We start from the raw sequence: 23940 nt of genomic DNA, 5'->3' as shown, positions 1-23940 counted from the left end.
CGCGGCTCCTACGGGTACGAGAACCCCTGGGAGCGGCCGGTCACCGTCGGGTTGGTCGGGCTCGGCGCGGGTTCGCCCTTGGGGGTGACATAGACGTGGACCTCGTACCTCCCCGGAGCCAGCGCGATCCCGACCTGCTCGCGCACCTCCCTGGGCTCCGTCCCCAACCGCAGCGTCTGCTGCGCCATGCCGCCGGCGGGGAACAGGTGCCGGGGGTCGTCCTTCGCGGTCAGCCACAGGTAGACGGTGACGTCGACCGGCTTCGTCGCCCGGAGCTGGGCCACCATGGCGACCCGGCCGCCGTCGAGGACGTAGCAGGGGCTCGCCACGACCTCGGGCACAGCGGCGATGGGCTGCGTGGACGCACACGTCGGCTTCGTCGCGCCGGCCGGCTGCACGCCCGTGGCCTGCGCCGACGGGCCCGGCACAGCCGAGGCCGACGCACTGGCCGGCTGCGCCGACGGGCTGCCGGACGGCGAGGGGCTCGCCGAGGGCGAGGGGCTCGGCGTGGCCGACGGGGACGCCGCTCCCGGAGCCGCCGCCCCGGGGGCGGCTGCCTTCGCGGCGGCGCCGTCCTGCCCGCGCGCCATCACGCCGTACACCGTCCCGCCCGCAGCAACCGCGACCACGGCCGCCACCGCGGCCCCGACGAGCACCCGGCCGCCCCGCCGCCGGGGGACGCGCACCTCCGGCGTACTCGCGGCCGCGCCCCGGCCGGCAGGACGCCCCGCCTCCGGCGCGGGCCCGGCCGCCGCCTCCGCCGCCGGGCCGCCGCCGAACTCCTCGGTGTCTCCGGCGAAGGACCGCGCCACCCAGGTGACCGGCGTCTGAAGCCGCCGGCCACCCGGCCGCAGCCCGGCGAAGCTCTCCCGGACGTGCGCCACCAGGGCGTCCAGGTCCGGGTCGAGGCCCGGCGAGTGCTCCTCCAGCCAGTCCATGACGACGGTCGAGCACGCCCCCGACCGCTCGGCGTTGTTCTGCACGGCCGTCTGTCCGACGGCCGCCGCGAGCAGCATGAAGTGCTCGACCGACTCCCGCCGCCCCTCGGGGAACACCGCCACCGCCGCCCGTTCGTGCGCCTTGAGGAAGTCCGCACAGGTGTCGACGAGGTACACGTGCCTGGGGCACCGGTACACGTCGTTGCGGGTGAGGTACTCCCGCAGGTCGGTGAGGTCGATGCAGCGCAGGTCCGCGTCCGAGGCGTCCGGGCAGACCAGCAGCCGCCGCTCCCCCCGGCCCAGTACGCCGTGGCCGCCCCAGTACACGTACAGGACGTCGCCCCCGGGTGCGGAGCCCCCGGCCGCGAGGCCGTCGAGGATCTGGTCGCGGGAGGCGACGTACGTGGTGGAGGCGGTCAGGCCGAGGTCGCGCACCGACCGGTTCAGCTCGGCCCACGAGTCGTTCGCGGGAGCCAGCAGCAGCCGGATGTTCTCGGCCGGGACGCCGCGCCTGCGCAGCCAGCGGGCGAGGCGCATCGCATCCTCCGCCGCTCCGGGCAGGTCCATCCCCGGCATGCGGGGGAAGCTCTCGATGCCGACGAGGACGGCGTGCACGCGCGCCGGGTCGGTGCCGCTCACCCCAGCCATGCGTCCACGGCGTCCCACAGCCCCGGGTTGGACCAGTAGGTGGTGTGTGCCCAGGGGAAGGGCTGCCGGTTGTCGACCCGGTGGTCGTGCGCCCGCCCCGGGAACACCTTGGCCGCCTGGTAGGAGAGCATGTCGCGGCCGTCGTGGACGTTCAGCCACTTCACGGGGAAGTGCGGCGGCAGCGGCTGCGGGGGTTCGAGGGAGACGAGGGCGCCGATCTCGTAGAAGAACGGCGCCTGCGAGCCGACCGTGATCAGCTGGTCGACCCGGTCCAGGCGCTCCTGCACCAGCAGGTCCACGCAGGCGACCCCGCCGAGGCTGTGCGCGACGATCGTGACCGCCTCGCCCGGAGTGGTGTCCAGGGTCCGGCGGATCTGGTCGCGCACGCCCTGTCCGCGGGCCTGGTAGCGCAGGATGTCCCCGAAGGCGGGGAGGGCGGTGTCGCCCCAGGCGCCGCGGCGGCGGCGCGCGCGGCGGCCGACCGGCGCGAGGAGCGCCTTCCCGATCATCCCCTTCAGGGAGCGGCCGTCGGCGTACAGGTCGGCGCTCAGGGCGGCGAGGAGTGCGTCGCGGACGATGCCGGAGACCTCCGCCCCGCGATCGGTCGCCAGGTCGACCACCAGGGCGACGACCGCGCGGGCCACGGTCCGGCGGTGCTCGAAGCCGTCGCCGTCGACCGTGGCGGCCGCGTCGCGCAGCTCCTGGGCCGCGGCGACGGTGCGCAGCGCCTCGGTGAGATCCTTCTCCAGGCCCCGGGCCGCGAAGGCCTCGGACACGGCCGGCGAGGGGGCATACCCGGTGATCTCGTCGAGGAACAGCTCGGACGGGGGGAGCCCGCGGGACATGCCCCTCTCGGGCGCGGGGCGCAGGCCGAGCAGCCGAAGCTCGTAGCAGGGGTCGTCGTACAGCACGCGCCACAGGGCCATCTCGTCGTCCCCGTCGTCCTCACGCGTGCCGCCGCGCGACTGCCGGTAGCCGGGGACGGAGTCGCCGCCGAGCGCCATGGACGCGCCCTGCTCGCGGCCCCAGAAGCAGCCGCGGACCTCCAGGCCGGGCCGGATCCGGCCGAGACCGTCCCGGACGGCGGCCAGGCTCTCGGTGTACGAGGCCTCCCGCACTCCCGTTCCGTGTACGAACAGCACTGACCGATCCACGATCCCCCTCAGGCGGTGCGACGGGACGAACAGGCGGTCATCCTAATGCAGCAACTACCGTATTTTTCCGGCCATGTGACGAAGCGTCATATCGTCAGGCGAGGGGCGCGGGGCGGGCCCCTGCGCCCCTGCGGCCCGGTCACGCCGACGGCCGGTGCTTCGGTCTGCGGAGGCCCGCCGCGGTCAGCCGGCGCACCAGCTCCTTGCTGCCGACCTCCACCGCGCCCGCCGCGACCGCGTCCGCGTACCGGAACTCCGGCAGGTCGTAGTGGTCGCCGTCGAACGCCTTCGGGGGGCAGCCGATCGACGCCGCGAAGGCGTGCAGCTCCTCGTACGAGACGTCGCTGACCAGGTGCGACCACATGCGGCCGTGGCCCGGCCAGGTCGGCGGGTCGATGTAGAGCGTCACCGGCGGCTCACCGGCCGGGCCCGAGGACCGGGCCCAGCCCGCCGACGGAGGCGACCTTCACGCCCGCCTTCGCGCACACCCAGTGCGGGTCCGGCCCCAACTCCGGCTCCACGTCGAGCGCGTGCGGGTCGCCGTGCGAGCAGACCGGGCACAGCGGCCAGCGCCCGTACTTCTCCAGCAGGGCGTCCTGGACGTCCTGGGCGACGAGCCCGGCGAGGTACTCGACCCCCTCCGGCCACTGCTCCACCCACCACCGGCGGTGCGTGACGGAGTCCTCGACGAGGGAGACGACGTCCGCGTCGGCGACCTGGCCCGCGACGAGGTCGGCGATGACGAGCGCCCGCGCGGCGTGCAGCGCCTGCTCCAGCGGTGTTGCGTGGTCCATGGGGCCATTGTGGACCCGTACGGGCCCCGCGGCGAAGGCCCGCCCGACGGCATTCCGCAGGTCACGCGGCCAAGACCGCCGGGGAGCCTTATGGCGTATTGACCCGGTTCGGGAACCGAACCTAGCTTTCCGGCATGCGCGAGGACGCGGAGGGAGCCTTCAGCCTTGCCCGCCCCGACGGCGGCCGCGGCCCGACACCGCCGCACCGTGCGCCCCCCGATCCGGCGCCCCGACCGTGCAGCGGCCCTCCCGGGCCACCCGGCGCGCCGCACGGAACCCTGGAGCCGCATGGCGCCCCCGCGCGGTATGGGCCTGCGCGCCGCATCGCGACCACGCACCGTGTGAGGCCTGCGCGCCGTACGGGGTTTGCGCGGGGCACGGAGCCTGCGCACCGCCCGAGGCCCGGAAGCCGCGCAGGGCCTACGCGGCGCGCGGAGCCCGGGGGGTCGCACCGTGCCCGTGCGCCGCACGGGGCCCGCGCGCGCCGTATGGCGTCCCGTCCCGCAGGGGAGCCAGGGCCGCACGTCCCTCGCCGCCGGCCCACGTCGCGCCGTCGCCCCCTCTCCGGGTCGGGACCGTCCCCGTCCCGCGGGCCGGTCGCCTGCCCTGGGCCGCCCTGCCCAGCCCCGGCCGCCCCGGCCGCCACGGCCGCCACGGCCGCCCCGGCCGCCCCGGCCGCCGTCGTGACCGTCCACCCGTCCGCCGCCCACCGTCAGGAGCCCCGCCCGTGACCGCCGACGCCGCGCTGCGCGCCCAGCTCGACACCCTCACCACCGAGGCCTTCCGGCCCGAGCTCGCCGAGATCGACCGGCTCGACACGCTCGCCCTCGCCCGCCTGATGAACGCCGAGGACGCCGGCGTCCCCGCCGCCGTCGCCGCCGAGCTGCCCGCCCTCGCCGCCGCCGTCGACGCGATCGCGGCCCGCATGGCGCGCGGCGGCCGCCTCGTCTACGCGGGCGCCGGCACGGCCGGCCGGATGGGCGTGCTCGACGCCAGCGAGTGCCCGCCCACCTTCGGCACCGGGCCCGGCCAGGTCGTCGGCCTGATCGCGGGCGGCCCCTCCGCCATGGTGCAGGCCGTCGAAGGCGCCGAGGACTCCCCCGAGCTGGCCGCCGCCGACCTCGCCGCGCTGAAGCTCACCGCCGAGGACAGCGTCGTCGGGATCTCCGCCTCCGGCCGCACCCCGTACGCCCTCGGCGCCGTCGCGTACGCCCGCGCACGCGGCGCCCTCACCGTAGGCCTGTCCTGCAACGCCGGCTCCGCGCTCGCCGCGGCCGCAGAGCACGGCCTCGAGGTCGTCGTCGGCCCGGAACTCCTCACCGGATCGACCCGCCTGAAGGCCGGCACAGCACAGAAGCTCGTCCTCAATCTCATCTCGACGATCACGATGGTCCGGCTCGGCAAGACGTACGGGAACCTGATGGTCGACCTGCGGGCCTCCAACGAGAAGCTGCGCGCACGCTCCCGCCGCATCGTCGCCCTCGCCACCGGCGCCGGCGACGACGAGGTGGACGGCGCGCTGGCCGCCGCGGGCGGCGAGGTGAAAGCCGCGATCCTCGTCCTCCTCGCCGGCGTCGACGGCCCGACGGCCTCCGCCCTGCTCACCGCCTCGCACGGCCACCTCCGCGCGGCCCTCGCCCACGCGGCGGCACCGGACGGCCCCGACCCGGCGGCCGGCGCCCACACCCCCTGACCGGCCCTCCCCCTTCCACCCCGCCCCCGACGCAAGGCGATCACCCCATGCCCTCAGACAAGCACCGCGACACGGCCGCCGCGATCCTCCCGCTGGTCGGCGGCCCGGACAACGTCACCTCGATCGCGCACTGCATGACGCGGCTGCGCATCGGGCTGCGCGACCGCTCGCTCGTCGACGACGCCGCGCTCCGGGCGCTGCCAGGCGTTCTGGGCGTCGTCGAGGACGACACGTACCAGATCGTCCTCGGGCCCGGCGCCGTCGCACGCGTCACAACCGCGTTCGAGGCCCTCGTCGCCGCCGCCCGCCAGGACCGCCCCGCCCCGACGGCCGAGGCCCCCGCCGCCCCCGTCACCGCCGACGAGCTGGCCGCCCGCGGCGCCGCCCTGCGCGCGGACCGCAAGGCCCGCAACGCCACCCCCGTCAAGCAGGCGCTGCGCCGCATCGCGAACATCTTCGTCCCACTCATCCCCGCCCTCATCGGCTGCGGCATCATCGCCGGCCTGAACGGCCTGCTCGCCAACGCGGGCCTGCTGCCCACCGTCGTCCCCGCGCTCGCCGCGATCTCCTCCGGCTTCCTCTCCCTCATCGCCGTGTTCGTCGGCCACAACACCGCCAAGGAGTTCGGCGGCACCCCCGCCCTCGGCGGCGCCGTCGCCGCGATCATCGTCTTCCCAGGCGTAGCGAAGATCGACGCCTTCGGCCAGCACCTCTCCCCCGGCCAGGGCGGCGTCCTCGGCGCCCTGGCCGCCGCGCTGCTCGCCGTCTGCGTGGAGAAGTGGTGCCGCACCTGGGTCCCCGAAGCCCTCGACAACCTCGTCACGCCGACCGTCACCGTCCTGACCGCGGGCCTCGCCACCCTCTTCGGCCTGATGTACCTCGCCGGCGAGGTCTCCTCCGCCATCGGCGGCTTCGCGACCTGGCTCCTGCACACCGGCGGCGCCTTCGCCGGACTCGTCCTCGGCGGCCTCTTCCTGCCGCTCGTCATGCTCGGCCTGCACCAGGCCCTCATCCCCATCCACACCACCCTCATCGAGCAGAACGGCCACACGGTCCTGCTGCCGATCCTCGCCATGGCCGGCGCGGGCCAGGTGGGCGCCGCACTCGCCGTCTACTGCCGGCTGCCCCGCAACCGCTCCCTGCGCACCGTGATCAAGTCGGCGCTGCCGGCCGGCTTCCTCGGCGTGGGCGAGCCCCTCATCTACGGGGTGTCGCTGCCGCTCGGCCGGCCCTTCGTCACCGCCTGCGCGGGCGGCGCCGCGGGCGGCGCGTTCGTCGGCCTGTTCAACCAGTTGGGCAGCGGCTTCGGATCCACCGCCATCGGCCCGTCCGGGTGGGCGCTGTTCCCGCTGCTGGACGGCCCTTCCGGGATGGGCACGACCGCCGCCGTCTACGCGGGCGGGCTCGCCGTCGGCTACCTCGTGGGCTTCGCCGCCACCTGGTTCTTCGGCTTCACCGGCCCCATGCTGGCGGACCTGAACACCGACGGGGACAAGGATCCGGCCACCGCCCCGCCGGCCAACACGCCCGCCATGGCGTAAATGTGGCTCCGGCGGAGAGACTGCCCGCATGCAGCTCCCCCCCGAAGCCGTCGCAGCCGCCGCCGTCGTCGAGGTCGTCCGCCTCCCCGCCCGCCCCGAACGCTACGGCCGCCCCATGACCGGTCCCGTCGTCAGCCGGTGGACCGGCCGTCAGGCCGCCGAATCCCTCGACCTGATCTCGTCCATGCCGCCCGGGGACGCCCGCCTGTGCTTCGCCACCGGCTGGGGCCTGCGCGCCTTCGGCGCCGACGGCGGCCCCCTCTTCGAGCTGGTCTTCTGCTTCAGCTGCCACCACCGCTGGCTGTGGGGCCCGGCCGTGCCCGCGGAGTTCGCCTTCGACACCGTCTCCGGCAACACCGCCGAGGCCGACGCGCTGCTCGCCCACTTCCGCGACGCCGCCTGACGGCCCGTACGGGCACCCGTCCGGCCGCGGGCGACAGCGGCGGCCGCATGGAGGGACCGGGAGGAGGGGCCGCGCCCGGCCGACCGGAGCGGGCGGTACGAACGCACCGCGCCGACTGCCCGAACGGCCCGGCCCCGACGACCGCCCGTACGGCCGGACCGGCCGACCGACCGGCAGAAACCGGCCAATCCCGCACCGTGCACCGCCCCACCCACCCCGCCACCGCGCCGAGCAGCCACCCGCGGCGCGAAGCACCCGGCCCACCGGATCGCGGGCCGGCGTGAACCGGTGAAGCCGGACCGGAGTCGGCTCCCTCAGATCGCATTCACCAGCTCGGGCGAATGAAGCGCTGTTCCCCACGGCGTGCCGTCATGCGCCAACAGCGTATTCAGCATCCGCACCCGAACGGAGCCGCGCATGACGCTTCAGTCGATCCGCCGGTGGACTCACGGGGCACCATGGTGCCGAGGAGGCAACGCCATGACCCCCAGCTTTGCCGAGCACCCGCAGATGTCGGTCGAGGAGTTCGAGCAGATCGCTCGTGCGGCACCCGAGACGGTGACCCTTGAGTTCATTCAGGGAAAGCTCGAGGTCAAGCCCGTGCCCGACGGCGACCATGACGAAATCATCATGTGGGTGCTCCGGCAGTGCATGCAGCAACGGCCGGAACTCGCGCTCTATCCGGAGCGCGGGCTGCAGGTCGAGAAGTACCGTGCCGGACGGGCTCGGGTGGACGGGGCGCTGGCACCCGTCGGAGCCTTTGCCGGGGCCGGGGAGTGGGCTGATACGGCGCACGTGCTCATGGTGCTGGAGGTGACCTCGCACGACAAGGACACCGACCGGCGGGACCGGAACGAGAAGCGCGACGGCTACGCGGCCGCCGGCATCCCCGTCTACCTCCTGATCGACCGGGACACCTGCACGGCGACCGTCCACACCGCTCCCGAAGGCGGCTCGTACCGCCGGAGCGACGCGTACCCGTACGGAGACATCGTCCGGCTGCCCGCGCCGGTCGGCATCACGCTGAACACCGAGGCGCTGAAGGACTTCGTGCGCTGAGCGGCGGCGGCCCGCCGCCGAGTGGGGCGGCCGGCCCGGTGCGTCAGAGGCCGGCCGTGAAGAGGAGTTCGTTCGGGCTGCCCGTGCTGACGCGGGTCAGGACGCCCTTCGTGGAGTTCTGCTTCAGGTACGTGTGGACCTGCGCCGGCGTCTCCGTCGGGTGGGCCTGCCGGTACAGGGCGGCGATCCCCGCGGCGTGCGGCGACGCCATCGACGTGCCGTTCAGGGCGACCGTGCCGCCGCCCAGGCGCGCCGACACGATGTCCTGGCCCGGCGCGTAGAGGTGCACGCACGGCCCGTAGTTCGAGAAGTCCGTCTCCTGGTCGTACGCGTTCGACGCGCCGACCGTCAGGACGCGGGCCGCTGACGCCGGCGAGACGTCGCACGCGTCGCGCGCGTCGTTCCCGGCCGCGACGACCGGCAGGACGCCCGCGTCCGACAGGGCCGTCGCGGCGGCGTTGACGGTGGTCGAGCGGTCACCGCCGAGGGAGGCGTTCGCCACGGCCGGCTGGCGGGCGTTCTTCGCGACCCAGTCGAAGCCGGCGATGATCCCCGACCAGGCGCCCCGTCCGTCGCAGCCCAGCACGCGCACCGACACCAGGTTCGCCTTCGTCGCCACCCCGTACGTCTTCCCGGCGACCGTTCCCGCGACGTGCGTGCCGTGCCCGTTGCAGTCCAGGCCCTGCCGGCCGTCGGCCATCGCGTCGAACCCGAACACGGCGCGCCCGCCGAACTCGGTGTGCTGGTAGTCGATGCCCGAGTCGATGATGTACGCCGTCACCCCGGCGCCGCTGCCGGTCGGGGTGTACGTCCCGTCGAGCGGCAGGCTCCGCTGGTCGATCCGGTCCAGCCCCCACGCCGGGGCCGGCGCGCGCAGCGCCGGACCGGCCGCCGGCTGCAGCGGCGCCGACACCTCCGCGTCCTCCTCCACCGACGTCACGCCCTGCGCCAGACGCACCGCTGCCAGCTGGCTCGTCGTCATCGCCACCGCGAAGCCGTTCACCGCCTTGCTGTACACGAAGGACGGCTTCAGCTTGAGCTGCTCGGCCAGCTTCGCCCCGTCGACGCCGCTGTCGAGGGTGACGATGTACCTGCCCGGGATCGCGTTCTCCGCGGTCAGCAGCGGGACCGGCGTCGGCTCCGGGGTGCTCGCGGCCGCCGGGCCGGCGACGGCGGCGGGGGCCAGGGTGAGGACGAGGGCGGTCGCCAGACCGGTGAGCAGGCGCATGGGGGCTCCATGAGGGGGCGGGGCGGCATGACGGAGCCGCGCCCCTTCGGCGCCGGGAACGCCTCCGAGGTGCGGCCTCCCCCTTCATCGGGCCGCGGCGCGCGGCGGCTTGAGCACCACTGCCCGGATGGCCCAGAAGCGGCCGCACGGCCGCGTCCGGTACGGGCCGGGCGCTGCCTGCCGGCGCACCGCGGGGAGAAACGGTCACCCTCCCGTGAGCCGGCCGCGGCACCGGAATTCACCCGTACGGGCCTCCGGCCGGGCGGCGGGGCGCACCGGCGCACACCGGCGGTGCTCCCGCGGGGGCCGCGCCACGCACCGTTTGTCGTTGACCGGCACCGGCCCGCGTGATGCCCTCACCGCATGCGCAACCACCCGAGGTGGACCCTGCCCGCGGCCGTCGCCGCCGCCGCGCTCGCCGCCACCGCCGCAGCCGCCCTGCCCGCCCACGCCCACGCCCAGCCCGCCGGCGAGCCCTCCGGCGGCGGCCCCGCCGCCGAGGCCGCCCCGGCCGGGGCGCCGGCCGACTGGCCGACGTACCTGATCACCGTCCGCCGCGGCCTCGACCCCGGCACCGTCGCCCGCTCCTACGGCATCACCCCGGTACACGTGTACCGGCACGCCCTGAACGGCTTCGCCGCACCGCTCTCCCCCGACCAGGTCGCCGTCCTCCAGGAGACACCGCTGGTGGAGTCCGTCGAACAGGACGGGACGGCCTCCGGCGCCGGCGCGACCGCCTGACCTTCACCGGGGGAAGCCGGCGGTCTCCAACGTCAGCGAGAACGGCGCGGGCAGCGCCACCGGCTCCCCGAACGCGAACCGGGCGGCGCGGCCATAGGCGCCGCCGCGGGGCTCGGTGAACAGGGTGACCGTCGGCCCGTGCCCGTCGAACCGGTCGATGAGCAGGTACATCGCGACTGGGGCGTGAGCGTACGCCCACAGCTTCTTCTTCCGGTCGTCGTCGGCATTGCTCCGGGACGTGATCTCCACGACGAGCAGCGCCTCGGCCGCGTCGACCGGGTCGGAGACGTCTCCGTCCACGTCCTCCACCAGCTCGGACGGTACAACCACCAGGTCAGGCACGTACAACTTGTCCAGCGGGGTGATGCGGACGCCCAGCGTCTGGTAGATGCCCTGGTCGGGGGACAGGACTGCGTACAGGGCGCGTTGGACCTTGTCCACGATCACGTTGGGGTGGCGGTGGGGCGGTGGCACCAACCTGATCAGTCCTCCGTCGATCTCGGCGCGCCAGCCTTCCGGCACGTCCAGGCCACGCCAGCTCTGCAGCAGGTACTCCCACGTGCCGCCGTCCGCGTCACGGCCGGGTTCGACCACGGCTTCGGTCATCGCGGGCCCCCTCTCCTGTGGCATATGCCAGCGAGCGCAAGTCGACGGTGCAGCGGCCGGAACCGCTTTCATCCAGCGTCCCACGATCGGGGGCCCGTACAGCCGCCCCGCGGGGAAAAGTCGCTTGCCGGGGTGCGGGTGTGCGCGCCTACCGTGGCGCCGTGCCCACACAGATGATCGTCCTCAACGGCGGCTCCAGCTCCGGCAAGTCCGGGATCGCCCGCTGCCTCCAGGCCGTGCTGCCGGAGCCCTGGCTCGCCATCGGCGTCGACACGCTGATCGAGACCATGCCGGAGGCGATGCAGTCCTCGGACGCCGGGCTCGACATCGGTGCCGACGGCGCCGTCAGCACCGGGCCGGCGTTCGCCGCGCTGGAGGCGGCCTGGCGGGCCGGCGTCGCCGAGATGGCCCGGGCCGGCGCCCGGATCATCGTCGACGACGTCTTCCTCGGCGGCGCCGAGTCCCGCACGCGGTGGGAGGCGGTCCTCGGCGGGCTGGACGTCCTGTGGGTCGGCGTGCGCTGCGCCGCCGAGACGGCCGCGGGCCGCGAGACCGCCCGCGGCGACCGCGCCCCCGGCATGGCCGCCCTCCAGGCCGAGGCCGTCCACCGGGGCATGGTCTACGACCTGGAGGTCGACACCACGCACACCGAGGCTCTGGACTGCGCCCGGGCCATCGCCGCCCGCGTCGCCCGCTGACCGGCCGGGCCGGCCGGCCGGCGGACCGGCCTCAGCCTCGGGCGGCCGCGACGAACGCCCGGATCAGGTCCGGGGACTTCACGCCCCGCTCGCTCTCGACACCGCTGGAGACGTCCACACCCCAGGCGCCGGTCGTCTCCACGGCCTCCCGCACGTTCGCCGGATCCAGGCCGCCGGCCAGCAGCCACTGCCCGCGCGGGGCCGTGAACTCCCGCGCGGCCCAGTTCCACGGCTTGCCGGAGCCCGGGTCGGGCGCGTCGATCAGCAGCAGGTCCTCCCCGTACTCCCCGCACCGCTCCACCCGCAGGGCCGTGGCCCGCAGCAGGGTGCGGCCCTCCGCGCGCAGCGCGCCGTAGAACTCGGGGCCCTCGTCGCCGTGCAGCTGCACTCCCCGTACGCCGCTCTCCTCCGCAAGGCGCCGGACCTCCTCGACGGGCTGCCCCCGGAAGACGCCCACGGTGAGGACCCCGGCGGGCACCCGCGCGGCGAGTTCCCGCGCCTCCGCGGCGCCGATGGTGCGGGGGCTGCCCGGGGCGAAGACGAACCCGACGGCGTCGGCTCCCGCGGCCACGGCCGCGTCGACGTCGCGGGCGGTCTTCAGACCGCAGATCTTCACGAAGAGGTCGCTCATGCACCCAGTGAAACAAATTCGGGTGACCCGGCCCGGACGGTCTTGAAGACTGGACGCATGACCGACGCGACGCACACCCTCACCACCGGCGGCGCCGACTCCGGCCTCGACGAACGGCTCGGCAAGGAGCTCGACGCCTTCAACAAGGAGGCCTCCGGCAGCACCCCCGAGGAGTTCAGCGTGCGCGTGGACGACGCCGAGGGGAGCCTCGTCGCGGGCCTCAGCGGCTGGACCTGGGGCGACCGGGCGGGCATCGCGATGGTGTGGGTGCGGGAGGACAGCCGCCGCGACGGCTGGGGCGGCAGGCTCCTCGCCGCGGCGGAGGCGCAGGCCGCGGCCCGCGGCTGCCGCTCGATCACGGTGTCCTCGTTCACCTTCCAGGCGCCGGCCTTCTACGCCCGCCACGGCTACGAGGAGACCGCCCGCGTCCCCGGCTTCCCCGGCGGCCACGAGGACGTCTACTTCCTGAAGCCCCTCCCTGCCTCCTGAGCCGACCCCGCACCGCCCGGAGCACCGCCCCCAGGGGTGGCGCTCCGCCCGTATCCGGGCATGGCAGCCGTTCCGCCCCTAGCCTGGAACGTGCCCGCCTCAGGGCACGGCTACCCCGATGCAGGGAGGACGACGGTGACGATCATGATCCAGCGTGACACCACGATAGAGACCGCATCGCCGCCGACGTTCGAGCGCCTTCTGCGAACCGTCGAGGAAATGCACACGCCAGACGGCTTCAAGGCCGAGCTCATCCGGGGGAAGATCGTCGTGTCACCGTGGTCCAAGCTGCGTTACTACCGCCCCATGCGGGCACTGCGTGAGCAGCTCGGGGCCCATGCCCCGGACGGGCACGTGGCGGACATCGCGCCCTTCCTATTCCGGTTCCCGGAAGCGGCACGGGCGTACGGACCCGATCTCTTCGTGGCCGACGAGGCCGCCTTCGAGGAGGACGGCCGCCACGCCGACGCCGCCGCCCTGTCCCTGGTCGCGGAGTTCACCTCCGTCTCGACCAGGGATGCGGACTGGGTGGAGAAGCTGGAGGTGTACGGCCGCCTGGTGCCCGTCTACCTGGTCGTCGATATGCAGGAGTCGGAGATCACCTGCTTCTCCGACCCCTCGCCGCACGGCTACCGCTCCCGGCAGACGGTGCCCTTCGGGAAGCCCCTGACCGTCGCGGAGCCGTTCGGCTTCGAGTTCGACACGGCCGGATTCCAGTCCACTTCCTGACACGCGCCGAGGGCGGCACCCCCTCCGGGTGGAAGGGGTGCCGCCCTCGGTCGGGAACAGCCGATCAGCGCGGGGCCGATCAGAAGTCCATGTCACCGCCCGGCATGCCGCCCGGAGCGGCGGCGGCCTTCTCCGGCTTGTCGGCGATGACGGCCTCGGTGGTCAGGAACAGCGCGGCGATCGACGCGGCGTTCTGCAGGGCGGAGCGCGTGACCTTCGCCGGGTCGATGATGCCCTCGGCGATCATGTCGACGTACTCGCCGGTCGCGGCGTTCAGGCCGTGGCCCGGGGTCAGGTTGCGCACCTTCTCCACCACGACGCCGCCCTCGAGGCCGGCGTTGACGGAGATCTGCTTCAGCGGGGCCTCGAGCGCCAGCTTGACGGCGGCGGCACCGGTGGCCTCGTCGCCCTCCAGCTCCAGCTTCTCGAAGACGGAGGAGGCCTGCAGCAGGGCCACGCCGCCACCGGCGACGATGCCCTCCTCGACGGCGGCCTTCGCGTTGCGGACGGCGTCCTCGATGCGGTGCTTGCGCTCCTTGAGCTCCACCTCGGTCGCGGCGCCGGCCTTGATGACGGCCACGCCGCCGGCCAGCTTCGCGAGGCGCTCCTGGAGCTTCTCGCGGTCGTAGTCCGAGTCGGAGTTCTCGATCTCGGCGCGGATCTGGTTCACGCGACCGGCAACCTGGTCGCTGTCACCGGCACCGTCGACGATGGTGGTCTCGTCCTTGGTGATGACGACCTTGCGGGCGCGGCCCAGCAGGTCCAGGCCGGCGTTCTCCAGCTTGAGGCCGACCTCCTCGGAGATGACCGTGCCGCCCGTGAGGATGGCGATGTCGCCGAGCATGGCCTTGCGGCGGTCGCCGAAGCCCGGGGCCTTGACGGCGACGGACTTGAAGGTGCCGCGGATCTTGTTGACGACCAGGGTCGACAGGGCCTCGCCCTCGACGTCCTCGGCGATGATCAGCAGCGGCTTGCCCGACTGCATGACCTTCTCCAGGAGCGGCAGCAGGTCCTTGACGTTGCTGATCTTGGAGTTGGCGATCAGGATGTACGGGTCGTCGAGGGACGCCTCCATACGCTCCATGTCGGTGGCGAAGTACGCCGAGATGTAGCCCTTGTCGAAGCGCATGCCCTCGGTGAGCTCCAGCTCCAGACCGAAGGTCTGGGACTCCTCGACGGTGATGACGCCTTCCTTGCCGACCTTGTCCATGGCCTCGGCGATGAGCTCGCCGATCTGGGTGTCGGCGGCGGAGATGGAGGCCGTGGAAGCGATCTGCTCCTTGGTCTCGACATCCTTCGCCTGCTCCAGCAGGGCGCCGGAGACGGCCTCGACGGCCTTCTCGATACCGCGCTTGAGGGCCATCGGGTTGGCGCCGGCCGCCACGTTGCGCAGGCCCTCGCGGACGAGCGCCTGGGCGAGGACGGTCGCGGTGGTCGTACCGTCGCCGGCGACGTCGTCCGTCTTCTTGGCGACTTCCTTGACCAGCTCGGCGCCGATCTTCTCGTACGGGTCCTCGAGCTCGATCTCCTTGGCGATGGAGACACCGTCGTTGGTGATCGTGGGGGCGCCCCACTTCTTCTCAAGGACGACGTTGCGACCCTTGGGGCCAAGGGTGACCTTGACGGCGTCGGCGAGCTGGTTCATGCCGCGCTCGAGGCCGCGCCGGGCCTCCTCGTCGAACGCAATGATCTTGGCCATCTGAAGTGGTCCTCCAGGACTGGGGTTTCCCCCTGCGCCGCCAGGCGCGCGGGGAGGGGTGGATTGCTCCGGACCGCGTCCGCGCCCGCGACGGACGGCCTGCGTGACCGGCGGTTCCTTCCCGCCGGGCCTGCGGGCCTCACCGACCCGGTCCTGTGTGGTAGCACTCTCACTCGTAGAGTGCTAACGCAATGATTAGCACTCGACCCCCGCGAGTGCAAGCGGCTTCCCGCCATCCCCGGCCACCGCGGGCGACACACCCGCCGGCGGGGCGACCCGCCCCGGAACACACGGAGGGCCCGCACCCCTCCTCAGGATGCGGACCCTCGTGTATGCGTCGGTGGTCGATCGCGCCGGGGCTAGACGGCGAGCTTGACCATGTCCGCCTGCGGACCCTTCTGGCCCTGCGAGATCTCGAACTCGACCCGCTGACCCTCTTCAAGGGTGCGGTACCCGTCCATCTGGATGGCGCTGTAGTGGACGAACACATCCGCACCACCGTCGACCGCGATGAAGCCGTAGCCCTTCTCCGCGTTGAACCACTTGACGGTGCCCTGAGCCATGCCTAACTCCCCTATTACTGGCCCTTGCGCAGGACCGCACTTCGCGGTCCCGGGTCAGAACTTGCGCCGGAACGCCTCGACCGCGGCTGAATGTATCTGCACCGGTGCTGTCTGCAACAGGTCAATCCGACGAGAAATCCGGTCACGCCGAAAGCGGAAAATAGGCCGAAAATTTGTCATATTCCCGGGCAACTCGGACCCGACATATCGCGCCAAAGCCCCATAACGCACCCGCACATTGACTCAATGTCACCCATCACGCGACCCGTTCATATGCGGCGGGCAAGAACAGCGGAGGGGACTTCCCCAACTCTACCGCGCCCAACCAAGCAGAATTACCCCCTCCGCTTATTGCCGGAGGGGGTAATCGGGGTCGTGCGCGTGCGTACGGCCGCGTGCGTACGGCCGCGTGCGTACGGCTGCGTGCGTACGGGTCAGCAGCCGCCGGCGACGGCCGGAATGATGGACACGCCCGCGCCGTCCGGCGTCGCCGTCTCCAGCCCGCCCTCGAAGCGGACGTCGTCGTCGTTGACGTACACGTTCACGAAGCGGCGCAGCCTGCCCTGGTCGTCCAGGACGCGCGCGGCGATCCCGGGGTGGTTCGCCTCCAGCGACGCGATGACCTCGGCGAGGGTGGCGCCCTCGGCGGGCACCTCGGCCCGGCCGCCGGTGTAGGTGCGCAGGATGGTGGGGATGCGGACGTTGACGCTCATGGCGCTTGTGCCTTTCCGGGCGCGGGGTGCAGGGGAGGGTCAGGCCAGGCCGGCGGCGCGGAACGCGTCCAGGCTCGGGCGGATGGTGGCGGTCTGCCCGCTGTCGGCGGCCACCGCCTCCAGGGTCTTCAGGCCGTCGCCGGTGTTGAGGACGACGGTGGTCAGCGAGGGGTCGAGCTGCCCGTTCTCGATCAGCTTCTTCGTCACGCCGACGGTCACACCGCCCGCGGTCTCCGCGAAGATGCCCTCGGTCCGGGCCAGGACCTTGATGGCCTCGACGACCTGCTCGTCGGTGACGTCCTCGACGTAGCCGCCGGTGCGGCGCGCGATGTCCAGCACGTACGGGCCGTCCGCCGGGTTGCCGATCGCGAGGGACTTGGCGATCGTGTTCGGCTTCTGCGGGCGGACCACGTCGTGGCCGGCCTTGAACGCGGTGGAGACCGGAGAGCAGCCCTCGGCCTGCGCACCGAAGACCTTGTACGGGCGGTCCTCGACCAGGCCCAGCTTCACGAGCTCCTGCAGACCCTTGTCGATCTTCGTGAGCTGCGAGCCCGAGGCGATCGGCACCACGATCTGGTCGGGGAGCCGCCAGCCGAGCTGCTCGCAGATCTCGTACGCGAGCGTCTTGGAGCCCTCGCCGTAGTAGGGGCGGAGGTTGACGTTGACGAAGCCCCAGCCCTCGCCCAGCGGGTCGCCGATCAGCTCGGAGCAGAAGCGGTTCACGTCGTCGTAGTTGCCCTCGATGCCGACGAGGTCGCCGCCGTACACGCCGGCCATGACGACCTTGCCCTGCTCCAGGTCGTGCGGGATGAACACGCAGGAGCGGAACCCGGCGCGCGCCGCGGCGGCGCCGACCGCGCCCGCCAGGTTGCCCGTGGAGGAGCAGGACAGGGTGGTGAAGCCGAAGGCCCGGGCGGCCTCGACGGCGATCGCGACGACGCGGTCCTTGAAGGAGTGCGTCGGGTTGCCGGAGTCGTCCTTGACGTACAGCTTGCCGGTGACGCCCAGCTCCTTGGCCAGGTTCTCGGCGTCGACGAGCTTGGTGAAGCCCGGGTTCAGGCTGGGCTTGGAGGCCACGTCCGCCGGGACGGGCAGCAGCGGGGCGTAGCGCCAGATGTTGTTCGGGCCGGCCTCGATCGCCGCGCGCAGCGCCTCCGGGCCGCCCGTCGGCAGCTCGTACGCGACTTCGAGGGGACCGAAGCACTCGGCGCAGGCGAAAATGGGACCGAGTGCGAAGCGGGTGCCGCACTCGCGACAGGAGAGCCCGGCCGCGGGGCCGAGGTCCACGGAGGGCGCAGAAGCGGTGGTTCCGGCGGAAGGTACGGCAACGGTCTGTGCAGCCATGATCGGCGAGGCCCTTTCTCCTCATCTTCCCCATGGCGCACTTCGCCATGAGACGGAATTGGCACCTTCCCTAGCCGGGGACCTCGCTGCTGCTGCACGCAGTCGCGGGAAACCGACTGGAGGGTTGCCGGGGCTTCAACGGGCCGTGTCCCTCTGCCCCTCTGGATGAGCGGTATGGCGCGGGGCCGCGCGCTCGACGGCGCACCCCGGCATTTGTCCGAAGGACCCCCGGCATGCGGCGGTCCTTCGCGTTGTTCAAGACTGTAACCGAAGCCCCGGGCGGTTGAGACAGCCGTCCGAAGCGCGAGATGGATCACTTTTCGGCCGAACCGGCCGAGGGAAGCAGGGAGAGCCGAACGTGCTGGAAGAGGTGGAGCGCTGGCTCGCGGACCGCTCCTGGTCCGTGGCCGACCGGCCGCTCGACCAGCTGCTGGCCGCCAAACGCGCGGCCGGCACCACGGTCAGCGTCGTCCTGCCCGCCCTCGACGAGGAGGCGACCGTCGGCGACATCGTCGAGGTCATCCGGCGCGATCTCGTCGACGGACTGCCGTACCCGCTCGTCGACGAACTCGTCGTCGTCGACTCCGGGTCCACGGACCGCACCGCCGAGGTCGCCGCGAAGGCCGGTGCGACCGTCGTCCACCGCGACGACATCCTGCCCCGCATCCCCGCCGTCCCCGGCAAGGGCGAGGTGCTGTGGCGGTCGCTGCTGGCCACCACCGGGGACGTCGTCTGCTTCGTCGACGCCGACCTGCGCGACTTCTCCGCCGCGTTCGTCACCGGGATCGTCGGCCCGCTGCTGACCGAGCCGGACGTCCACTTCGTCAAGGCCATGTACGACCGCCCCCTCGGCGACGCCCCCGGCCAGGGCGGCCGCGTCACCGAACTCGTCGCCCGGCCGCTGCTCAACCTGCACTGGCCGCGGCTCGCCGGCTTCGTCCAGCCCCTCGGCGGCGAGTACGCCGTCCGCCGCGGCCTGCTGGAGCGGCTGCCGTTCCCCGTCGGCTACGGCGTCGAACTGGGCCTGCTCGTCGACGCCCTGCACACCGTCGGTCTCGACGCGCTCGCGCAGGTGGACGTCGGCGTACGCCTCCACCGCCACCAGGACGGGCAGGCGCTCGGCCGGATGGCCGCCGCGATCTACCGCACCGCCCAGCTGCGGCTCTCCCGCGGGCACTCCCCCGGCCACCGCCGGGGGTACCCCCAGGTGCGGCCGGCGCTGACCCAGTTCGAGCGCGGACCGCACGGCTTCGAGCCGCGCACCCACCCCGTGGACACCGAGGAGCGGCCGCCGATGGCCGACATCGCGGAGTACGCGGTCCGACGCGTGGCGTGACGGCGGCTCGACGGCGGCCGAACACGGGTGAAACCGGACGTTTGAGCGGGCGCGGGCCGGGCTAGGTTCGCCGCATGGCTTCCCAGGTACTCGTCGCCGCGAACCGCGGTCCGCTTTCCTACGACCTCGACTCCGACGGCACCCTCGGTGCCCGCCGCGGCGGAGGCGGCCTCGTCTCCGGGCTGTCGGCCGCCCTCGCCGAGCAGCCGGGCGCGCTGTGGATCTGCGCCGCCCTCTCACCGGGCGACCGCGAGGCCGTCCGCCGCGGCGTCGCCGAGCCCGGCGTCCGGATGCTGGACATCGATCCGGACACCTACGACGCCGCGTACAACGGCATCGCCAACTCCGTCCTCTGGTTCACCCACCACCACCTGTACGACGTCCCCCGCACCCCCGTCTTCGACGCCGCCTTCCGCCGCGAGTGGGAGGCGTACACCGCCTACAACCGGGCCTTCGCCGAGGCCCTCGCCGAAGAGGCCGAGCACGGCGCCTGCGTGCTCGTCCAGGACTACCACCTCGCCCTCGTCCCCGGCATGCTCCGCGAACTCCGCCCCGACCTGCGCATCGCACACTTCACGCACACCCCGTGGGCATCGCACGAATACCTGCGGATGCTCCCCGACGACATCCGCGCCGACCTGCTGTGGGGCATGCTCGGCGCCGACCTGCTCGGCTTCCACACCGGGGCGTGGGCGGACTCCTTCCTCGACTCCGCCCGACTCGACGACGCGCGGGGCTCCGCCGAGCCGGTGGGGCCGTCGGGCCCGGGCGGCGGCGGGCGGTACGTCGCCAAGCAGCCCCGCGGCCCCGTGCCGCACCGGCGCACCGACGTGGCGGTCTTCCCGCTCGGCGTCGACGCCGACGAACTGCGGCGGCTCGCCGGCCGGCCCGAGGTCGACGAACGGCTCGCGGAGCTGCGGGCCGCGATCGGCGACCGCAAGACGATCGTGCGCGTGGACCGCACCGAACTGTCGAAGAACATCGTCCGCGGCCTCCTGGCCTACCGGGAACTCCTGGCGACCCGACCGGAATGGCACGGCCGGGTCGTCCACCTCGCCTCCGCGTACCCGTCCCGGCAGGACCTCCCCGAGTACCGGGCGTACACGCAGGCGGTCCGCGACCTGGCCGCGGAGATCAACGCGGAGTACGGCACGGCCGGCTGGGAGCCGGTCCTCCTCTCCGTCCAGGACGACTTCGCTCGCTCGCTCGCGGTCTACCGCATGGCGGACGTCGCCCTGGTCAACCCCGTCCGGGACGGCATGAACCTCGTCGCCAAGGAGATCCCGGTGCTGTCGGAGGCCGGCTGCGCGCTGGTGCTGTCGACCGGGGCCGGCGCCTACGGAGAACTCCGCGCCGACGCGCTGACCGTCAACCCGTACGACGTGTCGGCGACGGCGGAGGCGCTCCACGCCGCGCTGTCCATGCCCGCGGAGGACCGGGCGGCCCGCACGAAGCGCCTGGCCACGGCGGCCACGGCGCTCCCCCCGACGGCCTGGTTCACCACCCAGCTGACAACGCTCCGCGGCATGCCGAAGTAGGGGGCGAAGCCCGGGCCGGGGCACCGGATCCCGGCTCCGGCCGGGAGCGGCCCGACGCCGCGGGGGCGGCCCGACACCTCGGGGGCGGCCCGACGCCTCGGGAGCGGTGGGCCGCTGCGGGGGCGGCCCGACACCGCGGGGGCGGCCCGACACCGCGGGAGCGGCCCGACACCTCGGGAGCGGCCCGACACCTCGGGGGCGGCCCGACACTTCGGGAGCGGCCCGACACCTCGGGGGCGGTGGGCCGCTGCGCGGAGCAGTCCCCTCCCCGCCCCTTCCCGAAACCGGGCTGCGCCCGGACCCCTTGTGGGGGCTCCGCCCCCACACCCCCGCGCCTCAAACGCCGGCGAGGCTGATCCCACACCCCGCAGCGCCGCCATCCGGCCCCACGGGCCCATCCAGCCCGCGCTTGCACAATCCAGCCCCGCTTGCACCCCCGGCCCATCCAGCCCCGCCGGCGATTGAGGCGCGGGCCCGGGGCAGAGCCCCGAAACCCACCACCAACCCGCACCCTCCGCACACGCGCAGCCAAAACCAGCCCCGCCGGCGATTGAGGCGCGGGGCCCGGGGGCAGAGCCCCGAAACCCACCACCAACCCGCACCCTCCGCACACGCGCAGCCAAAACCAGCCCCGCCGGCGATTGAGGCGCGGGGCCCGGGGCGGAGTCCCGGGAGGCGGGTCGGCGGGGGGAGGGAGGTCAGAGGGCGGCGGCCAGGGTGGCCAGGAAGGCCGCGACCGCGGCCGGGCCGGGGAGGACCAGGTCGGCGCGCGCCGCGAGCTCCGGCACCTCCTCCGAGCCGCTGCACACCAGCAGCCCCGGCAGCCCCTCTGCCCGCCTCTTCTCGACGGCGGCGTACGCGGCGAGGTCGCCGAGGTCGTCCCCGGCGTACAGGACCGTCTCCGCGCCCGTCTCCGCGAGGTACTCCGTCAGGGCGACGCCCTTGTCCATGCCGGGCGGCCGCAGCTCCAGTACGGCCCGCCCGGGCTCGACGATCAGCCCGTGCCGGGCGGCCAGCTCGGCGAGCGGCTCGCGCAGGGCCGCGAACGCCGCGGCCGGGTCCTCGGCGCGCCGGGTGTGGACGGCCAGGGCGCGGCCCTTCTCCTCGATCCATGTGCCGTGCCAGGCCCCGATGGAGTGCAGGAACCCGGGCAGCTCGGCCCGTACGGCGGCGACGCCGGGGTGTTCGGCCGGGGCGTGGACGTTGCCGCTGACGGCGTCCCACCGTTCGGCCCCGTAGTGCCCGAGCACCACGAGGTGCTCCAGTCCGGCGACGCCGGCGAAGCCCCCGAGGCGTACCGCGACGCCCGCCGGCCGGCCGGTGACGACGGCGACGGAGCCGACACGCGGGGCGAGGGCGGCGAGCGCCGGAACGGCGTCGGGGTGGGCGCGGGCCTGGTCGGGGTCGGGGACGATGTCGGCGAGGGTGCCGTCGAAGTCGAGGGCGACCACGCTGCGGCGCGGGTCGCCGAGCAGGGCCGCGAGTCCCTCGCGGCCGGCGGCGGTGACGGGCATCGGCAGGTCGTGCGGATGGCTCCCCATACGGACGACCCTAACGGCCGGGCGGAGCCACGGCTACGGCGCCCCCCGGGGCGCGGCCGGCGCAGGCGCGGCGGCAGGGGGGCGACCGTTCGTCAGCGGCGGGCGCGGCGGGCGTCGCGGATGCGGCGGAGGCGGTTGACGGTGCCGGGGGCGTGGGCGAGGGCGCGCGGGTCGTCCACCAGTGTGTTGAGCAGCTGGTAGTAGCGGACCGGCGTCATCCCCAGCCCCTCGCGTATCGCGCGCTCCTTCGCGCCCGGCCCGGGCCAGGCCCGCCCCTCGAAGGCGAGCACCGCGGCTTCGGTGGCCGTGAGCTGCTCTTCGTCCGTCATACGGCCAGATTAACGCCGCCCTCCGACACCCACCGGGGCCGCCAAGCTCGGGGTGGGTGCCGGGGGCGGAGACGGGGCGCGGTTCACCGCTTGTCGTCCGCGCGGGCCTTCACCGCGATCTCCTCCAGCACCTTCGCCGGCTGCGCGCCCGGCTGGACCGCCCTGCCGATGTTCTGCTTCACGCTCTCGCTGACGCCGGCCCAGGACTTCTTGCCGACGGGGTAGAGCCGGGAGTTCGGCAGGGCCTGGAGGAAGGTCTTCAGCTGGGGGGTGGAGCCGCCGTTCGCGGCTTCCATCGCGCGGAATCCGCTCGTGGTGGGGGGCAGCAGGTCGTACTTGCGGGTGAAGGCGGTCACGTTCTTCGAGTCGTACACCCAGTCGAGGAACTTCCCGGACTCGGTGCGGTGGCCGTTCTTGAACGCCATGATCCAGTCGGCGACGCCCATGGTCGGCTGGGCGGTGCCGTCGGCGGTCGGCATCGGCACCATGCCGAACTTGACGCCCTTCTCGGTCGCCTGCTTGATCAGGGTGGGGTGGCCGTTGAGCATGCCGACCTCGCCGCGCGTGAACGCGTCGAAGGCGGCCTGCCGGTCGGTCTTGCCGGGTTCGGCGGCGCCGGTCAGTCCCTGGCCGACCATCTTGTCGCGCAGGAACTCGAAGGTCCTGACGTTGTCCGCGGAGTCGATCGCGTACGCCTCTTCGTTGTCGGTGTAGCCGCCGCCGCCCGACAGCATCCACATCATCGTCTCGGCCTGCGCCTCCTCGCGGCCGAGCGGCAGCGCGAACGGCGTGGGGACCCCGGCGGCCTTCAGCTTCTTGGCGGCGGCCTCCAGGTCGGCCCAGCTCTTGGGCTGCCACGGCGTCCTGCCGTCCTTGGGGATGACGCCGGCGTCGGCGAGGAGCTTCTCGTTGTAGAAGAGCAGGCGGGTGCTGGCGACGAAGGGCATGCCGTACTGGGTGCGGCGGACCTTGCCGGCCTCGGCGAGGGGTGCGAGGAAGTCGGCTTCGGTCTGGACGGACAGGAGCTCGTCGGCGGTGTGGAGCTTGCCGGCGGCCGCGTAGTCGGCGTAGGCGCCGATCTGCGCGATGTCGGGGGCCTTGCCCTCCTTGACCATGGCCGCGACCTTGGCGTCGACCTCGGACCAGGAGTGGACGCTGACCTCGACCTTGATGTGGGGGTGGGCCTTCTCGAAGGCGGCGGCGAGGTCCTTCCAGTGGGCGGCCGAGGAGTTCTGCGGATTGTCCCCGTAGTCGGCCGCCACGACCCGGAGGGTCACCTCGTTGTCCCCGGTGAGGCTTCCGCAGCCGGTCAGTGTCACCGCCAGGCTCAGTGCGGTTCCGGTTGCGGCCAGGCTCAGGTAACGGCCCTTCACAGTTCTCGACACATCCCAGGTTGTACGTACGATCCACGTAAGGTCTACACCACTTTGGCCGCTGGTCCACATTCGGGCACCGCGGACGGCCGGAATTTGTATGGCAGCTCAACAATCCCCCCCAATGGACTAGACCTTTCCCGTCGAAGCGA

24 protein-coding genes and 1 riboswitch are annotated in these 23940 nt (G+C 73.5%); of the genes, 10 read left to right on the top strand and 14 right to left on the bottom strand.

Features of this window, described 5'->3' with window-relative positions; all coding sequences use genetic code 11:
• Window positions 1–8: 8 nt before the first annotated feature.
• The 4 genes from ACZ462_RS16560 to ACZ462_RS16545 form a co-directional block, all read right to left on the bottom strand.
• Complete coding sequence (locus ACZ462_RS16560) at window positions 9–1586, bottom strand: caspase family protein (protein ID WP_467803546.1); 1578 nt, start codon at window positions 1584–1586, stop codon at window positions 9–11.
• Window positions 1574–2728 carry a lipase family protein gene (locus ACZ462_RS16555; RefSeq protein WP_467803547.1) on the bottom strand — a complete coding sequence of 385 codons (1155 nt, stop codon included), beginning with the start codon at window positions 2726–2728 and terminating at the stop codon, window positions 1574–1576. The genes ACZ462_RS16560 and ACZ462_RS16555 overlap by 13 nt, the downstream gene beginning before the upstream one ends.
• A 151-nt stretch (window positions 2729–2879) precedes the next feature.
• Complete coding sequence (locus tag ACZ462_RS16550) at window positions 2880–3149, bottom strand: DUF4031 domain-containing protein (protein ID WP_467803548.1); 270 nt, start codon at window positions 3147–3149, stop codon at window positions 2880–2882.
• 7 nt (window positions 3150–3156) lie between these two features.
• Complete coding sequence (locus ACZ462_RS16545; RefSeq protein ID WP_467803549.1) at window positions 3157–3534, bottom strand: hypothetical protein; 378 nt, start codon at window positions 3532–3534, stop codon at window positions 3157–3159.
• Window positions 3535–4261: 727 nt separating this feature from the next.
• Between ACZ462_RS16545 and murQ the strand changes: the two genes are divergently transcribed.
• The 4 genes from murQ to ACZ462_RS16525 all read left to right on the top strand — a co-directional run bounded on the left by murQ (window position 4262) and on the right by ACZ462_RS16525 (window position 8230).
• Window positions 4262–5227, top strand: a complete 966-nt coding sequence (murQ, locus tag ACZ462_RS16540; protein ID WP_467803550.1) for an N-acetylmuramic acid 6-phosphate etherase — start codon at window positions 4262–4264, stop codon at window positions 5225–5227.
• Between the two features lie 47 nt (window positions 5228–5274).
• Entirely contained in the window at window positions 5275–6768 is a 1494-nt protein-coding gene (locus ACZ462_RS16535; protein WP_467803551.1) for a PTS transporter subunit EIIC, read from the top strand.
• Between the two features lie 28 nt (window positions 6769–6796).
• Window positions 6797–7171 carry a hypothetical protein gene (locus tag ACZ462_RS16530; protein ID WP_467803552.1) on the top strand — a complete coding sequence of 125 codons (375 nt, stop codon included), beginning with the start codon at window positions 6797–6799 and terminating at the stop codon, window positions 7169–7171.
• A gap of 480 nt (window positions 7172–7651) precedes the next feature.
• A complete protein-coding gene (locus tag ACZ462_RS16525; RefSeq protein ID WP_467803553.1) occupies window positions 7652–8230 on the top strand; it encodes a Uma2 family endonuclease in 579 nt (192 codons plus the stop codon).
• A gap of 43 nt (window positions 8231–8273) precedes the next feature.
• Here the strand turns inward: ACZ462_RS16525 and ACZ462_RS16520 are convergent, their stop codons facing one another.
• A complete protein-coding gene (locus ACZ462_RS16520; protein ID WP_467803555.1) occupies window positions 8274–9458 on the bottom strand; it encodes a S8 family peptidase in 1185 nt (394 codons plus the stop codon).
• 363 nt (window positions 9459–9821) lie between these two features.
• Here ACZ462_RS16520 and ACZ462_RS16515 point away from each other — a divergent pair, with 363 nt between their 5' ends.
• On the top strand, window positions 9822–10199 hold the full coding sequence (locus ACZ462_RS16515) for a protease inhibitor I9 family protein (protein WP_467803557.1): 378 nt from the start codon (window positions 9822–9824) through the stop codon (window positions 10197–10199).
• 3 nt (window positions 10200–10202) lie between these two features.
• Here the strand turns inward: ACZ462_RS16515 and ACZ462_RS16510 are convergent, their stop codons facing one another.
• On the bottom strand, window positions 10203–10805 hold the full coding sequence (locus ACZ462_RS16510) for a Uma2 family endonuclease (RefSeq protein WP_467803558.1): 603 nt from the start codon (window positions 10803–10805) through the stop codon (window positions 10203–10205).
• A gap of 161 nt (window positions 10806–10966) precedes the next feature.
• On the opposite strand from ACZ462_RS16510, the gene cpt reads away from it, so the two are divergent.
• Window positions 10967–11503, top strand: coding sequence for a chloramphenicol phosphotransferase CPT (cpt, locus tag ACZ462_RS16505; RefSeq protein WP_467803559.1), 537 nt, complete (start codon window positions 10967–10969; stop codon window positions 11501–11503).
• Window positions 11504–11534: 31 nt separating this feature from the next.
• On the opposite strand, the gene ACZ462_RS16500 is transcribed toward cpt, so the two are convergent.
• Window positions 11535–12134: a phosphoribosylanthranilate isomerase gene (locus tag ACZ462_RS16500; protein ID WP_467803561.1), complete on the bottom strand. Its 600-nt coding sequence runs from the start codon at window positions 12132–12134 to the stop codon at window positions 11535–11537.
• A 57-nt stretch (window positions 12135–12191) separates the two neighbouring features.
• Between ACZ462_RS16500 and ACZ462_RS16495 the strand changes: the two genes are divergently transcribed.
• Window positions 12192–12623, top strand: a complete 432-nt coding sequence (locus tag ACZ462_RS16495; protein WP_467803563.1) for a GNAT family N-acetyltransferase — start codon at window positions 12192–12194, stop codon at window positions 12621–12623.
• Window positions 12624–12842: 219 nt separating this feature from the next.
• Window positions 12843–13352, top strand: coding sequence for a Uma2 family endonuclease (locus tag ACZ462_RS16490; protein WP_467803565.1), 510 nt, complete (start codon window positions 12843–12845; stop codon window positions 13350–13352).
• Between the two features lie 79 nt (window positions 13353–13431).
• Here the strand turns inward: ACZ462_RS16490 and groL are convergent, their stop codons facing one another.
• The 4 genes from groL to thrC all read right to left on the bottom strand — a co-directional run bounded on the left by groL (window position 13432) and on the right by thrC (window position 17671).
• A complete protein-coding gene (groL, locus tag ACZ462_RS16485; RefSeq protein WP_114058065.1) occupies window positions 13432–15051 on the bottom strand; it encodes a chaperonin GroEL in 1620 nt (539 codons plus the stop codon).
• Between the two features lie 359 nt (window positions 15052–15410).
• Window positions 15411–15614: a cold-shock protein gene (locus ACZ462_RS16480; RefSeq protein WP_005315736.1), complete on the bottom strand. Its 204-nt coding sequence runs from the start codon at window positions 15612–15614 to the stop codon at window positions 15411–15413.
• 434 nt (window positions 15615–16048) lie between these two features.
• A complete protein-coding gene (locus tag ACZ462_RS16475) occupies window positions 16049–16327 on the bottom strand; it encodes a MoaD/ThiS family protein (RefSeq protein ID WP_467803568.1) in 279 nt (92 codons plus the stop codon).
• Window positions 16328–16366: 39 nt separating this feature from the next.
• Window positions 16367–17671 (bottom strand): threonine synthase, encoded by a 1305-nt coding sequence (thrC, locus tag ACZ462_RS16470; protein ID WP_467803569.1) that lies wholly within the window; start codon window positions 17669–17671, stop codon window positions 16367–16369.
• Window positions 17672–17689: 18 nt separating this feature from the next.
• A riboswitch (SAM riboswitch) is annotated at window positions 17690–17843 on the bottom strand.
• A 186-nt stretch (window positions 17844–18029) separates the two neighbouring features.
• Here thrC and ACZ462_RS16465 point away from each other — a divergent pair.
• Both ACZ462_RS16465 and ACZ462_RS16460 read left to right on the top strand, forming a co-directional pair.
• Entirely contained in the window at window positions 18030–19007 is a 978-nt protein-coding gene (locus ACZ462_RS16465; protein ID WP_467803571.1) for a glucosyl-3-phosphoglycerate synthase, read from the top strand.
• A 74-nt stretch (window positions 19008–19081) separates the two neighbouring features.
• Window positions 19082–20545 carry an alpha,alpha-trehalose-phosphate synthase (UDP-forming) gene (locus ACZ462_RS16460; RefSeq protein ID WP_467803573.1) on the top strand — a complete coding sequence of 488 codons (1464 nt, stop codon included), beginning with the start codon at window positions 19082–19084 and terminating at the stop codon, window positions 20543–20545.
• 698 nt (window positions 20546–21243) lie between these two features.
• Here ACZ462_RS16460 and otsB read toward each other — a convergent pair.
• From otsB to ACZ462_RS16445, 3 genes are all read right to left on the bottom strand, one after another.
• Window positions 21244–22086 (bottom strand): trehalose-phosphatase, encoded by an 843-nt coding sequence (gene otsB / locus ACZ462_RS16455; RefSeq protein ID WP_467803574.1) that lies wholly within the window; start codon window positions 22084–22086, stop codon window positions 21244–21246.
• Window positions 22087–22178: 92 nt separating this feature from the next.
• Window positions 22179–22415, bottom strand: coding sequence for a DUF3263 domain-containing protein (locus tag ACZ462_RS16450; protein WP_467803576.1), 237 nt, complete (start codon window positions 22413–22415; stop codon window positions 22179–22181).
• A gap of 83 nt (window positions 22416–22498) precedes the next feature.
• On the bottom strand, window positions 22499–23800 hold the full coding sequence (locus ACZ462_RS16445; RefSeq protein ID WP_467803578.1) for an extracellular solute-binding protein: 1302 nt from the start codon (window positions 23798–23800) through the stop codon (window positions 22499–22501).
• Window positions 23801–23940 lie beyond the last annotated feature (140 nt).

This window comes from Streptomyces sp. NPDC031121 (assembly GCF_055570615.1).
The sequence above is the reverse complement of the archived record's forward strand: the minus strand, read 5'-3'. Positions and strand labels throughout refer to the sequence as shown.

Coding starts and splice junctions, on each gene's coding strand:
- ACZ462_RS16475 (WP_467803568.1), bottom strand. CDS start 16,327: ATGAGCGTCAACGTCCGCATCCCCACCATCCTGCGCACCTACACCGGC.
- ACZ462_RS16520 (WP_467803555.1), bottom strand. CDS start 9,458: ATGCGCCTGCTCACCGGTCTGGCGACCGCCCTCGTCCTCACCCTGGCC.
- ACZ462_RS16545 (WP_467803549.1), bottom strand. CDS start 3,534: ATGGACCACGCAACACCGCTGGAGCAGGCGCTGCACGCCGCGCGGGCG.
- ACZ462_RS16525 (WP_467803553.1), top strand. CDS start 7,652: ATGACCCCCAGCTTTGCCGAGCACCCGCAGATGTCGGTCGAGGAGTTC.
- ACZ462_RS16450 (WP_467803576.1), bottom strand. CDS start 22,415: ATGACGGACGAAGAGCAGCTCACGGCCACCGAAGCCGCGGTGCTCGCC.
- otsB (WP_467803574.1), bottom strand. CDS start 22,086: ATGGGGAGCCATCCGCACGACCTGCCGATGCCCGTCACCGCCGCCGGC.
- ACZ462_RS16515 (WP_467803557.1), top strand. CDS start 9,822: ATGCGCAACCACCCGAGGTGGACCCTGCCCGCGGCCGTCGCCGCCGCC.
- ACZ462_RS16510 (WP_467803558.1), bottom strand. CDS start 10,805: ATGACCGAAGCCGTGGTCGAACCCGGCCGTGACGCGGACGGCGGCACG.
- ACZ462_RS16535 (WP_467803551.1), top strand. CDS start 5,275: ATGCCCTCAGACAAGCACCGCGACACGGCCGCCGCGATCCTCCCGCTG.
- ACZ462_RS16530 (WP_467803552.1), top strand. CDS start 6,797: ATGCAGCTCCCCCCCGAAGCCGTCGCAGCCGCCGCCGTCGTCGAGGTC.
- ACZ462_RS16560 (WP_467803546.1), bottom strand. CDS start 1,586: ATGGCTGGGGTGAGCGGCACCGACCCGGCGCGCGTGCACGCCGTCCTC.
- ACZ462_RS16480 (WP_005315736.1), bottom strand. CDS start 15,614: ATGGCTCAGGGCACCGTCAAGTGGTTCAACGCGGAGAAGGGCTACGGC.
- groL (WP_114058065.1), bottom strand. CDS start 15,051: ATGGCCAAGATCATTGCGTTCGACGAGGAGGCCCGGCGCGGCCTCGAG.
- ACZ462_RS16460 (WP_467803573.1), top strand. CDS start 19,082: ATGGCTTCCCAGGTACTCGTCGCCGCGAACCGCGGTCCGCTTTCCTAC.
- ACZ462_RS16495 (WP_467803563.1), top strand. CDS start 12,192: ATGACCGACGCGACGCACACCCTCACCACCGGCGGCGCCGACTCCGGC.
- ACZ462_RS16500 (WP_467803561.1), bottom strand. CDS start 12,134: ATGAGCGACCTCTTCGTGAAGATCTGCGGTCTGAAGACCGCCCGCGAC.
- thrC (WP_467803569.1), bottom strand. CDS start 17,671: ATGGCTGCACAGACCGTTGCCGTACCTTCCGCCGGAACCACCGCTTCT.
- ACZ462_RS16490 (WP_467803565.1), top strand. CDS start 12,843: ATGCACACGCCAGACGGCTTCAAGGCCGAGCTCATCCGGGGGAAGATC.